Source organism: Halobacteriovorax sp. RT-2-3 (genome assembly GCF_047085075.1).
GTDB lineage: Bacteria > Bdellovibrionota > Bacteriovoracia > Bacteriovoracales > Bacteriovoracaceae > Halobacteriovorax_A.
In genome coordinates, this window is record NZ_JBKIYF010000003.1 from 265,188 (window position 1) to 278,266 (window position 13,079).

Annotated in this window: 12 protein-coding genes; 5 read left to right on the forward strand and 7 right to left on the reverse strand. The window is 35.5% G+C overall.

Annotation, left to right across the window (positions count from 1 at the left end; translation table 11 throughout):
• Nucleotides 1-3 precede the first annotated feature (3 nt).
• Nucleotides 4-699 carry a potassium channel family protein gene (locus tag ACMAYX_RS11740; protein WP_021266154.1) on the reverse strand — a complete coding sequence of 232 codons (696 nt, stop codon included), beginning with the start codon at nt 697-699 and terminating at the stop codon, nt 4-6.
• A 20-nt stretch (nt 700-719) separates the two neighbouring features.
• Nucleotides 720-2,450 carry a TrkH family potassium uptake protein gene (locus tag ACMAYX_RS11745; protein WP_158246933.1) on the reverse strand — a complete coding sequence of 577 codons (1,731 nt, stop codon included), beginning with the start codon at nt 2,448-2,450 and terminating at the stop codon, nt 720-722.
• A 65-nt stretch (nt 2,451-2,515) separates the two neighbouring features.
• On the opposite strand from ACMAYX_RS11745, the gene ACMAYX_RS11750 reads away from it, so the two are divergent.
• From ACMAYX_RS11750 to ACMAYX_RS11760, 3 genes are all read left to right on the forward strand, one after another.
• Nucleotides 2,516-3,664: a class I SAM-dependent RNA methyltransferase gene (locus ACMAYX_RS11750; protein WP_412471979.1), complete on the forward strand. Its 1,149-nt coding sequence runs from the start codon at nt 2,516-2,518 to the stop codon at nt 3,662-3,664.
• A 97-nt stretch (nt 3,665-3,761) separates the two neighbouring features.
• Nucleotides 3,762-4,565 carry a tetratricopeptide repeat protein gene (locus ACMAYX_RS11755; protein ID WP_158246932.1) on the forward strand — a complete coding sequence of 268 codons (804 nt, stop codon included), beginning with the start codon at nt 3,762-3,764 and terminating at the stop codon, nt 4,563-4,565.
• A 16-nt stretch (nt 4,566-4,581) separates the two neighbouring features.
• The gene (locus ACMAYX_RS11760) at nt 4,582-5,703 is read left to right on the forward strand and encodes a helix-turn-helix domain-containing protein (protein ID WP_412471980.1); all 1,122 of its coding nucleotides are present in this window, start codon (nt 4,582-4,584) and stop codon (nt 5,701-5,703) included.
• Here ACMAYX_RS11760 and ACMAYX_RS11765 read toward each other — a convergent pair.
• Nucleotides 5,700-6,881, reverse strand: a complete 1,182-nt coding sequence (locus ACMAYX_RS11765) for an LptF/LptG family permease (protein WP_103218918.1) — start codon at nt 6,879-6,881, stop codon at nt 5,700-5,702. The genes ACMAYX_RS11760 and ACMAYX_RS11765 overlap by 4 nt on opposite strands.
• A gap of 101 nt (nt 6,882-6,982) precedes the next feature.
• Here ACMAYX_RS11765 and ACMAYX_RS11770 point away from each other — a divergent pair, with 101 nt between their 5' ends.
• Both ACMAYX_RS11770 and ACMAYX_RS11775 read left to right on the forward strand, forming a co-directional pair.
• Nucleotides 6,983-8,491: a leucyl aminopeptidase gene (locus ACMAYX_RS11770; RefSeq protein WP_103218917.1), complete on the forward strand. Its 1,509-nt coding sequence runs from the start codon at nt 6,983-6,985 to the stop codon at nt 8,489-8,491.
• A 12-nt stretch (nt 8,492-8,503) separates the two neighbouring features.
• Complete coding sequence (locus tag ACMAYX_RS11775) at nt 8,504-8,980, forward strand: tRNA (cytidine(34)-2'-O)-methyltransferase (RefSeq protein WP_233189732.1); 477 nt, start codon at nt 8,504-8,506, stop codon at nt 8,978-8,980.
• Here the strand turns inward: ACMAYX_RS11775 and ACMAYX_RS11780 are convergent.
• The 4 genes from ACMAYX_RS11780 to ACMAYX_RS11795 all read right to left on the reverse strand — a co-directional run bounded on the left by ACMAYX_RS11780 (nt 8,977) and on the right by ACMAYX_RS11795 (nt 13,055).
• Entirely contained in the window at nt 8,977-9,963 is a 987-nt protein-coding gene (locus ACMAYX_RS11780) for a hypothetical protein (protein ID WP_412470920.1), read from the reverse strand. The genes ACMAYX_RS11775 and ACMAYX_RS11780 overlap by 4 nt on opposite strands.
• A 68-nt stretch (nt 9,964-10,031) precedes the next feature.
• Nucleotides 10,032-10,907: a hypothetical protein gene (locus tag ACMAYX_RS11785; protein WP_412471981.1), complete on the reverse strand. Its 876-nt coding sequence runs from the start codon at nt 10,905-10,907 to the stop codon at nt 10,032-10,034.
• 110 nt (nt 10,908-11,017) lie between these two features.
• Nucleotides 11,018-11,998: a hypothetical protein gene (locus ACMAYX_RS11790; RefSeq protein WP_412471982.1), complete on the reverse strand. Its 981-nt coding sequence runs from the start codon at nt 11,996-11,998 to the stop codon at nt 11,018-11,020.
• Between the two features lie 61 nt (nt 11,999-12,059).
• A complete protein-coding gene (locus ACMAYX_RS11795) occupies nt 12,060-13,055 on the reverse strand; it encodes a hypothetical protein (protein WP_412470923.1) in 996 nt (331 codons plus the stop codon).
• Nucleotides 13,056-13,079 lie beyond the last annotated feature (24 nt).

A 13,079-nucleotide genomic window follows, 5' to 3' on the forward strand; every position in this document is an offset into this window, starting at 1 on the left:
GACTTATGCATCCTCAAGATCAGCAAAAAGTTTATTAAAATTCTTTTCACTTCCAACTAGAACAACGATGTCATCTGATTCGATAATATCCATCGGCATTGGACAATCGTTAATTTCCATACGATAAGCAGACTTACCGTCTTCAGTGATATATGGAACCTTCTTTTGAAGGGCAACAATATTAAGTGAATAGTTTTGACGAATCTTACTCTCTACCAGGGTTTTTCCTTCAAATTTCTTTCCAAGCTTAAGCTCGACAATAGAATATCCGGCCGCAAAGTTATAACGCTGAAGAACGTGAGGAGCAATAATCTTAGAAGCGACGATTTCCCCCATCTCCTCTTCAACTTTAATAATTTCAGAAGCACCAATTTCATGAAGAACGTGCTCGTGAAGTTTTGAAGTAGCACGGGCAATTACACGACCTACACCAAGCTTTCGAAGCATTGTTACGGCCATAATCGACATCTGAATATTGTCACCAATGGCAACAACCGCAGTATCAACGTCAGAAATATTTACAGATCGTAGAGATCTTTCATCAGTAACATCTAGTGCAACAGCGTGTGTTGTACGGTCTTTAATTTTATCAACGAGCTCATCATTCTTATCAATAGCAATTACCTCGGCTCCCTTTTCAAAAAGTCCAACCGCAGTTTTTGCTCCAAATGTCCCTAGCCCGATAACAGCAACTAGCATATAAAATCCTTTATCTAATTTTAACCAATCATTATTCGTCCGTCAGGGTAGTCTAATTTACCTGAGTATTTCTGTCTCTCACCAATTGCTAAGATTAGAGTTAAAGGACCAATACGTCCAATAAGCATCAGAATAGAAATTGCGACTTTCCCTGCGACTGTTAAAAATGGAGTAACTCCAAGAGTGAGCCCAACTGTTCCCCCTGCACTTAGAACTTCAAAGAAAAGTGGTAAGAAGTTTTGATTTGGCTCTATTTTCATCATGATAAAAATAAATGATGTTGAAACGACAATAGAGATGAACATAAGTGCTGTTGCCTTAACAACAACAGGTCCAGCAATTTTGCGATCAAACATCATAACGTTTTTATCACCTTTTAGTGTTGATATAATAGACTGAACAAGAATAGCAAGAGTCGTCGTCTTAACCCCACCGGCCGTCGAACCTGGTGAACCACCGATGAACATAAACATGGCCATCATATAAATCGTATACGAATGAAGATTCGTCAGAGGAATCGTATTGAATCCCGCAGTTCTAAGGGTAATTGATTGGAAGACAGAAATCTGAATTTTCTCCCAAAGATTATAGCTATCAAGAGCACCAAGAAACTCTCCAAAGAAAATAAAAATTGCACCACCAACAGTAAGAGCTAATGAAGTTATAAGAACAACTTTAGTGTGCATCCCTAAACGAACAATCGTCTTCTCTCTAGTGACAACTTCCTTTAATTCCTTTAGAGCAATGAAACCAATTCCTCCAAGAGAAATAAGAATTGCAATAGTTCCGTGAATTAATGGATTAGTAGCATAATTTTCAAGAGAGTTATCAAATAGAGCAAAACCAGCATTACAAAATGCAGAAACACTATGGAAGAATCCGTAGTACATTGCCTGGCCAAATTCAAAGCCTTCGAAAGTGAAACCAATCGTTAAGATAATGGCCCCCCAAAGCTCAATAATAAAAGTATATTTAACAATATTGATAATCATAGCAAAGAGCTCTTCCAGAGAAGAAACATCGAGAAGGTCCTGCATGATGATACGATCTTTCATCTTCATCGATCGACCTAGAACAATGGCCATAGAAGAGTAAAGGGTCATAATGGAAAGACCACCAATTTGAATTAGTCCTAAGATGACCAATTGTCCGACCACACTAAAACTCGTATTCGTTCCAAGGGTTGAAAGTCCTGTAACACAAGTTGCCGAGGTTGCAGTAAAGAGGGCATCCACAAAACTGATACTTACTCCATCTGCAGCAGAGAGAGGAAGCATGAGTAATAAAGTCCCTGCCATGATAACCCCACCAAAGGTGAAGAGAACAAGCTGAGCAGACGTTAATTTGATTTTACTAAAGAGCGTATCAAAACGATTCTTATACTCTCGATTTGTTGGCTCTCCCCCATCATCATATAAAGATAAAATAGTCGAGAGTAAGTGCGCGCTGGCGAGCAAATAGGTAAACTTTAAATCACCCCAAGTAATGAGTGTCGGTATAAATACGAGTAAAGAAAATGAATATCGACGAAAAAAGTCTTCACCATTTTTTGCTTCAATCATGTTCTTAATAACCGTTAAAGCAATGGCAATTGGGACTACCCAAACCATTAAGTCTAGGGTATTCACGATAAACTTTTGATTCCAACTGGCCGGGATCTTCTTATTATCGTAGAGAGTGAATAAGAGGATAAAACTACCGTTGAAAAAAAGTTCAAACAGGAATGACAATTTTTGTAATAATGATGCCATATTCTTTAATAATATTACTAATTTAGCTAAGTTGATACTTATAGCAGATTGAGACATATTTTCCTATGACTAAAAAGAAGAAACCAAACAAAGAGATCAAGTTTCCAAAAACTTTCCCAATCGATTTCAAAGTCGAACACCTCGACTCTCTTGGTCAAGGAGTTTCAAAATCAAATGGAATTGCTTTTATTCAAAAAACACTTCCCGGAGAAGAAGGAAAGGCCCTTGTATACAAGTCTAAGAAAAGTATTCAATTTGCAAGCTTAACTGAATTAACTAAGAAGTCCCAATTACGTACTGATTCTGAATGTCCTTACTATAGCGAGTGTGGAGGTTGTCACTTCCTACATACTAGTTATGAAAATGAGATTGAGTTTAAAAAGAAAGCTTATCTCGACAACTTTAGTCGCCAATTTAAAATCGACTTAAGTGAATCTCTGATTATTCATAAAGCAGACGAACGCTATAAATATCGAAATCGTATTCAACTTCATTATAATAAGAAGGACAACTCTCTTGGCTTTTTTAACGATTCAAATTCTAAAATCATTACAATTAAAAATTGTTTAATGGCAAATGATGACATTAATAGTGAATTAGCAGTGCTTCATGAAGATTGGCAAAGTGATGCAAAAAAAAGCAAAGGCCATGTTGAATTATTTCAACGAGATGGAAAAATCTTAAAAACATTTGATTCCTACTACTCAGCGGAAGGGTTCTTACAAGTAAATCCACCGATGAATGAACGCCTATTAACACTAGTTAATGAATATATGAGTAAAGTCACAAGTAACTCCTCTATCACTGTTGATTTATTTGGAGGAAGCGGAAATATTACAAAAGCACTTTCACATCGTACTGTTGTCATGGATGCAACTCCGACTAAATTTATCAAGTTACAAAATAAAGAGCATCAGGAATATTTTGAATTAGATATCTACCACCACACGGCCATAAAGAAGCTTGAGGAAATGGCAATAACAGAAATTGATCTACTTGTAATTGATCCTCCTCGAAGTGGTCTTAAAAATATTGATGAATTCACTAAAATCCTAAAGCCAAAACATATCGTATATGTCAGTTGTAATAACCAAACTCTGGCCAGAGATACCCATAAAATTCAATCAGAATATCGTATTGAAGAGTCGCACATGTTCGACTTTTTTCCTGGTACCCGACACTTTGAATCAGTTATCTTCTTTGCGCATAGGTAACGATTGTAAGTTCTTAGATTAACATTGTAATGGGCACTGAAAGCCATTACAATTAAAGAGTATATTCTCTTTTTAATCTAACGTTTTTGGTGAAATGATGAAACGAACTACAGTTACTTTTCTATTTGCAACATTAATTGGAATCATGACGACTTCATGTTCTTCGAATCAGAAAGCAGAACAGTTAAAGAAGGCAGAGCTCTTCTATACATATGGTACTCAAAAAATGATCGATAAGGATTACTCTCAAGCACTTGAAGCTTTAGAGAATGCGAATCAATTAAATCCTAATGATACAAAAACTTTAAACAATCTTGGTCTCGCATACTACTTTAAAAATAGACCAGAAAAAGCAAAGTTCTACTTTAATCAGTCGATTAAAATAGATAATAAAAACTCAGACGCTAGAAATAACCTTGCTTCAATTTATTTCAAAGAAGGTGATTACAATAAAGCAGAAGAGCACTACAAAATTGTTTTAAAAGACCTTATTTATCGCTACAACTATCGAGTTAAGTACAACCTATCTCTTATAGAACTAAAGAGAGGAAACAAAGATGCAGCAGTTAAGTACCTTCAAGAAGTAACTGGCTACACACTAGACTATTGTCCTGCTCCTTATCAATTGGCCCTAATCTATAAGAAAGATGGAAATATCAAAGAGGCCATCAAGAACTTAAATATTGCAACAACAGGTGAATGTAAGAAAGAGATTGCACCAAAGTTTGAACTTGCAGAAATTTATCGTTCTCTTGGTGAAGCTAAGAAGGCACTACCTCTTTACAACGAAATTATTGAGCAGTTCCCAAGAACTGATTATGCGAAAAGAAGCTTAGTAATCAAGAATAATCTAATGAAGAATGTTTATTACTCAAACAAATTTGAAACTGATAATTTATAATTAAAAAGGCGTAATAATGGAACAGGAAGTTGCAAAAGAAGCCCAAAACCTATCTCTAGGAAAATATCTCCAAAAGGCCAGAGATAAGAAAGATCTAAGTATCGAAGCAGTAAGCAGACATACTAGAATCAACCTAACAAACCTTTCGGCACTTGAAGCGGACGACGTAGAGCGACTACCTAACATCGCTTACGTAAGAGGTTTCGTTAAGACACTGGCAAAAACTTATGACATCGATGTCGAAGAAGCAACAAGAAAGCTTGAAGAGCTTTATGGCGAAGCTGCAAGTGAACAGATACAACCGCTTGAAGCAACAGACTTCCCTCAAGCAAACGTAGAGAAGAAGCAGGATCTTGTTAAAAAAGAAGTACAGATTTCGGACTCTCTAAAATATAAATTACTAGGTGTTGTTGCGGCCTTCTCTATTGGTATTTTTATTTTTATTAATCTTGATAAATCCAGAGAAGTAGATACTGGTGAAGAAACTAAAGAAGTCGTTGTCGAAGCACAAGTGTTAGATGAGAACACTCCGCTACAAGAAGAAAGCGTTGAAGAGACAGAAACAACTTCACAAGAAGCAACAAGTGAAGATGCTACTGAGCAAGTAGTAGAAGAGACAAAACCTGAAGTTATCGTTGAAACTAAAAAAGAAGAAAAGCCAGAAGAAAAAAAGGTAGAAGAAAAAGAAGAAAAAGAGCTTAATTTCTACAATCTTCCTTCTCCACTCTTTGCATTCAAGGATATCTCAGAAGATGAGAAGAATGAGATTATTCCAGCAAATATCAGAGCTGCATTTGAAGATGGAAAACAAAATATTTTTCTAAAAGCTATGACTGGTGATTCTTGGATTGTTTATCAAAGTGATGAAGATCCAATCAAAAAGTTCACGCTTAAAGAAGGAAGGTATCTTCTAATTAAGGGTGATAAGATTCTACTTCGCCTAGGAAATATTGATGCTCTAAACGTATTTTATAATGGTGAACTACTAGGTATGAATTCTCGCTCAGGGGTCAAAAGCTTAGTTTTCCCTGTTGAAATTGCAAAAGATTACAAGTTACCACTGTTTATTTTTGATAAAAACGGTGGTGTTCAAACATCTAAAGAATATTTAGAACAAAAAGAAAATTCTCAAAACTAAGAATTCCAATCTAATTTTTTATAATAACTAATTCCAATAGCTCCTGTGACTACCGCTGGTAAGAACAGGACTAATGGGATTGGTAAATTACTTTTCTTAGCAACAGACACACCAGAGAAATAAAGGGTGTAATAAACAATCGTTACCAAAAGAGCTAATGCACTAGTATTACGAGTTGCACCTCTCCCCTTTTTTACACCAAAGACAAAGCCTAAAAGAGCAAAAACAATACATTGAATAGGTATCGTAAAACGTTCCCAATACTCAATATTTCCCTTTCTTATATCATCTTCTAGCTTATCCTTTATCTTCTTCGTCTTAGTATTTTTTAATTGGCCCTTTAGCTTTCTAATATGTCTTCTCAGCTCGTTAGATGACATCATACTTGCCTTGTTAACACTCGAAAAACTCTGACCTGTTACTATTGGATATTCATACGTTTCAAATAGAATTTTCTCTACTTCATGGCCTTCTTTATCAATAGAAATAATACTTCCATTGAAAAAATCAAATCTAATATTTAAACCACTTGAGTCTCCATCAGACTTTGGCTTATTCAAGACTCCTTGTTTGGCCATAATTACTTTATCAACACCATCTTTAGAAGAGATTCTCAAAAAAACATTTTCTAATATCTTTCCATCATCCTTCACATCTTCAGCAAAAAGAATTACCCCAGGAATCTCTGTAAAAAATTGTTCTTTTTTAATATCTGTCAGAATTCCCTTTGATCCAAGTTGCTTAAAAGTATTCCTGAATATTTTCTTTGAAGTAGGAATCATATTCGTATTTAAAGAAACGACAGAGACAGCAATAAGAATTGAGATAATAAAATAAGGAGAAAAAATTCTGTGCTTATTAATTCCCATGGCCCTCAATGCAACAATTTCTGAGTCTTCACTTAATTTATTTAGTGTATAGATCATTGCAAAAAGAATCGATAACGGAGTCGCCATTGGGATGAAACTAATAGAGATATGGCCAAGAATTTCTAAAAATTGAAAAATTCCTACACCTTTTTTTGTCACAAGCCTCATGAATTTGAACAGTTGTGTCGTTAAGAGGAAGGCAACAAAGAAAGTAAGACTCATCGCAAAAGGGACAATAAAGTTTGACGCAAGGTATCTTTGAAATATCTTAGTTGGGATTAAATCTTTGATCTTTTTGACTGCGTCCATGAAAACCCTTAGCGACTGTTGTCATACTTTGTCTTTTTGTATAGTTACTGCTAGTTTATACCCTCTTAAATCACTTTGAAACCCCCTTTTAAGGAGCAAATATGAAATTCACTTTGAATTTAAATTCTAAAGAAAATTCAAGTGCTGATTGTTATGTAATTGGTGCTTATTCAACAAAAACAAAAAAAGGTAAAAAAGAAGTAGAAACTGTAGCTCTTACAGGTTGGCCAAAAGAGCTTAAAGCTACTTTTGAATCAATGAATAGCTCAGTTGATTACAATGGTACAAAAGGTACTACTTATGCTTTCAATCACTATGGTAGCGACGTATTAGTTGTTGGACTTGGTGACAAAACTAAAGTTACAACTGAAGACATTAGAAAAGAGTTAGCGAAAACTTATAAACTTGTTTCTAAGTATAAGAAAGTTGCTGTAGCTTTTGATACGTTTACTTTTAAAACGAAAAAAGAAGAGTCTCTAGCAGTTCTAGTTGAAGCTTTTGAAATGTCTGCTTATAAATTTGATAAGTATCTTTCAGAATCAAAGCCAGCTGCTCTTAAAGAAGTAATCATTGATACTGCTGAAAAAGCTGCAAAGAAGAAAGACTTTGATAAAGTTATCAAAGATTCACAATTTGTTACTGAGTCGATCAATGTTGCACGTGACTTTGTTAACGAGCCACCAAACGTTCTACGTTCAACTGAATACGCAAAGCGTGTTAAAAAAGATGTTGAAGGTATCGCAGGTGTAAAGTGTAAGATCCTTGGAAAGAAAGAGCTTAAGAAAGAAAAAATGGATCTTTTCCTATCTGTTAACAACGGTTCTGCATACGATGCTCAACTTGTTCACCTTACTTATACTCCAACAAAAGCTACTAAGAACATGAAGCACATCGCTTTCGTAGGAAAGGGTTTAGTTTTTGATACTGGTGGATATTCTCTTAAGCCAGGTGGATCAATGATGAATATGAAGTTTGATATGGCAGGTTCTGCAACTGTTTATGCTGCATTTAGAGCTGCTGCTAAAATGAAACTTCCAGTAAAAATCACTTGTATCCTAGGTATGACTGATAACGCAGTAAACGCTGATGCAACGATGCCAGACTCAATTGTAAAAGCTAGAAATGGTAAAACAGTTGAAATCCTAAACACTGATGCTGAAGGACGTTTAGTTCTTGCTGACTGTCTAGACTATGCTTGTGATCTAAAACCAGATGCAATCATCGACGCTGCAACTCTTACTGGTGCTTGTCTAGTTGCTCTTGGAACTGAAGTTTGTGGTCTTATGTCAAATGACAAAAAGCTTTCTGCAAACCTTCTTAAAGCTGCTGAATCAGCGGATGAGTACATGTGGGAACTTCCAATTATCCCTGAGTGGACAAAAGACATGAAAGGTACAATCTCTGACCTTAAAAATATCGGTGGTTCTTCTTTTGGTGGTACAGCTAAAGCTGCTGCTTTCCTACAAGAATTCATCAAAAATGATATTGCTTGGGCACACCTTGATATCGCAGGTGTTGGTGACTCTCAATCTCACCTACCATACTGTCCACCAAAAGGTGCTTCAGGAACTGTGATTAGATCTCTTGTAGAGTTCTTAAAGCAAAACTAAGAAGTCATCCCAGTGAGTAGTAACGCAATTTTTAACATTGTTCTATATGCGCCAGATATTCCCGGAAATACCGGGAGTATAGGGCGTACTTGTATCGCTCTTGGTGCAAGACTTGTCCTTATTAAGCCTTACGGATTTGATCTTTCAGAGAAGGCCGTCAGACGCGCGGGACTTGATTATTGGAAATATGTTGAAGTTGCAGAATACGAAAACTGGGAAGAATTCATAGAAAATGAAAAGCCAGATGAAGAAAATCTTTTCTTCTATACAAAGACGGCCATAGAAAATCATTTCTATGGACGAAACTACACTAAAGGCTGCTATCTTGTCTTTGGTTCAGAGACAAAAGGGCTACCAAAGCATATCTTTGATAGCTACCCTAATCGTTTATTTTGTCTTCCAATGTTTTCAGAGCATGTGAGATCGTTAAATCTCTCAAACGTGGCCACGACTGTGGCCTACGAAGCATTAAGAGTTATTCAATATTAAAATTGATAACCCATACCAAGTGTAATTCGATATTGATCTAGCTTGATATCTTGATTAGCAATCTCAAGACTACCATCAGCAAGATAGTCAAAAGCTAGAGTTATATCCATCCCCGCTTCACGATATCCAAAATCCATAGAAGTATAGATTTGTTCAGATGATGAGTTATTAATATCAAGTTTTCGATATTCAATACCTGGAGTAACATAGAGATATTTTGTATAAAGAACTTCAAGATCGAAGTTAAACTTCATTCTCTTATAATCACCTGAAGCGTATCCATTATCTCCTGACTCATATTCAAAATCAGTATCAAACTCTAAGTTACTATGTTTTCTTGTTCCACCAATAAAAAATTCTTTTCTTGTTCCACGATTAAGCTCTTGGCTTTTTGTTTTAATACTAAGACCAGCTTCAGCAGATAGAACTTCATCAAGATAGCCACCAGCAAGTGTTAGATCAGTGTAGTAACCATGCTTTTTTGAATTTGGCTTTACGTATTTATAGGCTCCACCAAAGCTTACACGATTAATATTAAACATAGTTGAAGCTTCAACTTCGAATGTATTGATATTTTTATTTTGAAGGTCTCTTTCAATATTTCTATATCCAAAACCAAAAGAAACTAAATCAACAGGTCTAAATCCCATAAGAAGAACAGCTTCTCTATTGTGGCCAACCTCTGTGATAATTGGCTGAGTCTGTGCAAATCCAACATTGTCATTATATGAAAACTCTGCTGAAAATACACGGTTCCCAAAAGCACCATTAATATCAAAGTCTGAACTATCAAGAGTATCGATATCCTGAATCTCTGCACTTCCGCCTTCGAATTGTGTGTTAAAGAATTGTCTACGATCATTTGCTACGGCCATTGAAGAGCTATGTCTCGTTTTACCATCTTTAGAGATCTCAGGCATAACTCGATTTGCAAATGCAGTTGATGTTAATAGTAGTGATAGTGCAAAAATTTGTCTTTTCATAATCCCTCTTAAATAATTTGATTTTATTCTAGAGGATATAAAAAGGGAGGTCAAAACCTCCCTGATATTTAGAAGAAATAAACTGCGTTTACTTTTAAGTTCAGATCTCCACCTAGAAAGAAATCAACACCTACAGTCGCGTCAATTTTATCCTTACGATAACCAAAATCACCTGAAACAGCTAAGTTATCGAATTCAAAATCGTAATCCACGATATCCCACATAACACCTGGAGTTACGTAATATTGATCTTTCACTAAAATTTCGGCATCACCAGTTAGAGAGATAATATTATCAGAGAAAATATTTAAGCCATCAGTCGATGAAACAGAAATATCTGCATCGTATTCAACTTTATCAACGATCATTGTTAAACCACCAAAAAGATTTAATCTATCATCTCGACCTAGATCATCTGATGAAAGCGCATAAGTCATTCCCGCTTCCCAAGTCATTTTCTTATTCACTTGCCCAATACCAGCAGTCGCAGAAAGATAACTTCCATCTACAAATACCAAGTCCTGAGAATTATATGTAACAGATCCACCAACAATAAACTCTTTCCACTTAGTAGAAGCTGCAAACTCAATGGCCATGTCTTTTGCATCAGAATCAAAACTATTAAAATCAATTCCAAGACCAATGGCCAAGTCATCAGAGACCTTCATTCCACCTTTAGCATTGATTGAATTATAACCATCACCAAAATCAACAACACCTTCTGCTGAATAGTTTTTAAATGAATAAGCACCAAATGCTGCTAATCCTGAAGTGTCTTCAGTATCTTCGATCATCGCTCCTGCAAATGTTCTCTGTTGAGTCGAAACTGCGATTGCAGAATTATTAAGAGTTTTTCCATCACGTGAAGTTTCAGGAACTATTGTATTAGCAGCTGCTGATAAAGTTAGTGATGATAATAAAATTGTACTTAGTGTTTTTTTCAAAATTACTCCTTTAATTTTAATAACTTAAAAAAAGAATTATAGGAGAAAATTAAAATAAAAAAAGGGAGGCCAAAGCCTCCCCGTCCACATATAAAATTTATAAATAAATCTTAGAACTTGTAACCAACGTTTAAGTTAAATCCTATACCATCAGCATCAATACCTTCTAACTCACCTGTTGAGTAGCTTAGTCCAAAAGTAGTATCTAGACCATCAGCTCTATAACCGAAATCAGACTTTACGCTAAGAATTGATGTATCAGAGTCAGCGGCTTTAGGTAATGTAGTACTCAAGTGATAAACACCTGGTGTGATATAGAAAGTTGGACCAACTAAGAATTCTGCATCAAGAGAGATTTCAAGTTGAGAATAATCGTTGTCTGTTGCACGATTTTGTAAGTAATCACCATATTCATAAGATAGTGATCCATCTAATTCAACATCATTAACAATCATTGTACCGTTACCAAAAACTCCTAGGCGAGTATCTGCAAGTACAGCATCGTTACCTTTAGTTGTATATTGAATTCCCGTTTCCCAAGAAACAGATTTATCTTGTTTACCAAAAGCAAGAGTAAGAACAGTATAATCTCCTTCAGTTGTAGGAGTATCAATCATATGATGAGCAAGTGAAGCACCTAGGGTAGTTCCATTAACAACCATAGTTCCACCTGCTTCAAGAACAGTGTCATCAATAGTTTCAGTCAATTCATCTACAGATAGCCCTAAACCAAGAGTTAGGTTTCCACCTGTTCTAAATCCCATTAATAGATTAAGTTCTGCAAAATCTTGTTCTGCACCCATCGCTTCCATTTTATTTTTTGAATAAGAACCTTCAAATGAAAATGTATCAGTTGAAACTGCACCAAATAAATTTGTAAAAGTAATATCTAGATCAACTGAAGGTGTCGTATCAGTTTCAAGGGACTGAGAAGTATATTCACCAGCAATATAGCTTCTTTTATCTTGAGAAACAGCAAGTACTGATGTGTTTTTTGTTTTACCATCGCGTGAAATTTCTGGCATTAATACGTTAGCGTATGCTGATGTCGAAAGTGCTGCTAGAGCAACTGCACTAATAAACTTCTTCAAATCTTCCTCCTTGAAGCAATAAAATAAATATTAAGATTTATTATACTTTAAAATAAATTAATTAAAACAAATATCCTACGTTTAGTGACCAACCAAGGCCATCGTAGTCGATATCGTTTTCTTCACCAACAAAAATATAGCTTGCACCTATTGTTGCATCTAGTCTATTTGTACGATAGCCAAAATCAGTTTTAAGTCTTACGTCAGAAGTGTCACTTGAGACACCTGGAGCATTTTCGGCCGAATAATTTATTCCCGGAGTAATATAGAAGTTTGATCCTAATAGGAATTCAGCATCAAATTCGAAGTATAGAGCATTAAAGTTATTTCCATCTGTCGTATTATCTTCATCTTTTAAGTAGTTTCCAAATTCATATGTAAAGCTACCATCAATTTCAATACCGTTAACAACTTTAGTCATGCCACTAAAAAGAGTGAATCTCTTACCAGTTGTTAAATCATCAGTGCCTTCAGTCTTTAGTTGCACACCTGCTTCGACACTATTTTTAGAATCTTGTTGACCAAAGCCTGCACTTAGAACGAAGAATCCACCTTTCGTTGAAGAAGTTTTGTTTTCGACGAATTCAACAGAACCTCCTAAAACCTTGTCATTAACTTTAAGACTTCCACCGGCAGAAATAATACTTTCATCTGTTGAAATATCTAATTCAGACTTTGTGTAACCAAGCCCTAAAGTTAGCTTCTTATTTACTTGGTATCCGCCGAGAAATGAGAAGTTGGTTGCATGATTTTTAGAACCTTCAATATCGAAAGTAGGTATATCAACAGTTAACTGTCCATTGAATCCATTTGAAGAAAATCCACCAAAAACACCTGGAACAGTTTGTTTAATTTCAACTACTGGAGTCGTATCACTCTCTACGCTTAAGTATTCATACTTAGCCGCCGCAAAATTTCTCTTTTCTTGCGATGATGCAATAACAGACGTGTTTAAAGTTTTACCATCACGTGAAATTTCAGGAAGAATAAAATTTGCAGTTACATTGGTACTAATAAGTGAAAGTACACTTAGACATAAGATATTTTTCGACTTCAACTCGAACTCCTAGGGCGTATGAAT

Bases quoted from the DNA above. Each gene is read 5' to 3' on its own strand.
- ACMAYX_RS11740 (WP_021266154.1), bottom strand. From the start codon at position 699: ATGCTAGTTGCTGTTATCGGGCTAGGGACATTTGGAGCAAAAACTGCG.
- ACMAYX_RS11745 (WP_158246933.1), bottom strand. From the start codon at position 2,450: ATGGCATCATTATTACAAAAATTGTCATTCCTGTTTGAACTTTTTTTC.
- ACMAYX_RS11750 (WP_412471979.1), top strand. From the start codon at position 2,516: ATGACTAAAAAGAAGAAACCAAACAAAGAGATCAAGTTTCCAAAAACT.
- ACMAYX_RS11755 (WP_158246932.1), top strand. From the start codon at position 3,762: ATGAAACGAACTACAGTTACTTTTCTATTTGCAACATTAATTGGAATC.
- ACMAYX_RS11760 (WP_412471980.1), top strand. From the start codon at position 4,582: ATGGAACAGGAAGTTGCAAAAGAAGCCCAAAACCTATCTCTAGGAAAA.
- ACMAYX_RS11765 (WP_103218918.1), bottom strand. From the start codon at position 6,881: ATGGACGCAGTCAAAAAGATCAAAGATTTAATCCCAACTAAGATATTT.
- ACMAYX_RS11770 (WP_103218917.1), top strand. From the start codon at position 6,983: ATGAAATTCACTTTGAATTTAAATTCTAAAGAAAATTCAAGTGCTGAT.
- ACMAYX_RS11780 (WP_412470920.1), bottom strand. From the start codon at position 9,963: ATGAAAAGACAAATTTTTGCACTATCACTACTATTAACATCAACTGCA.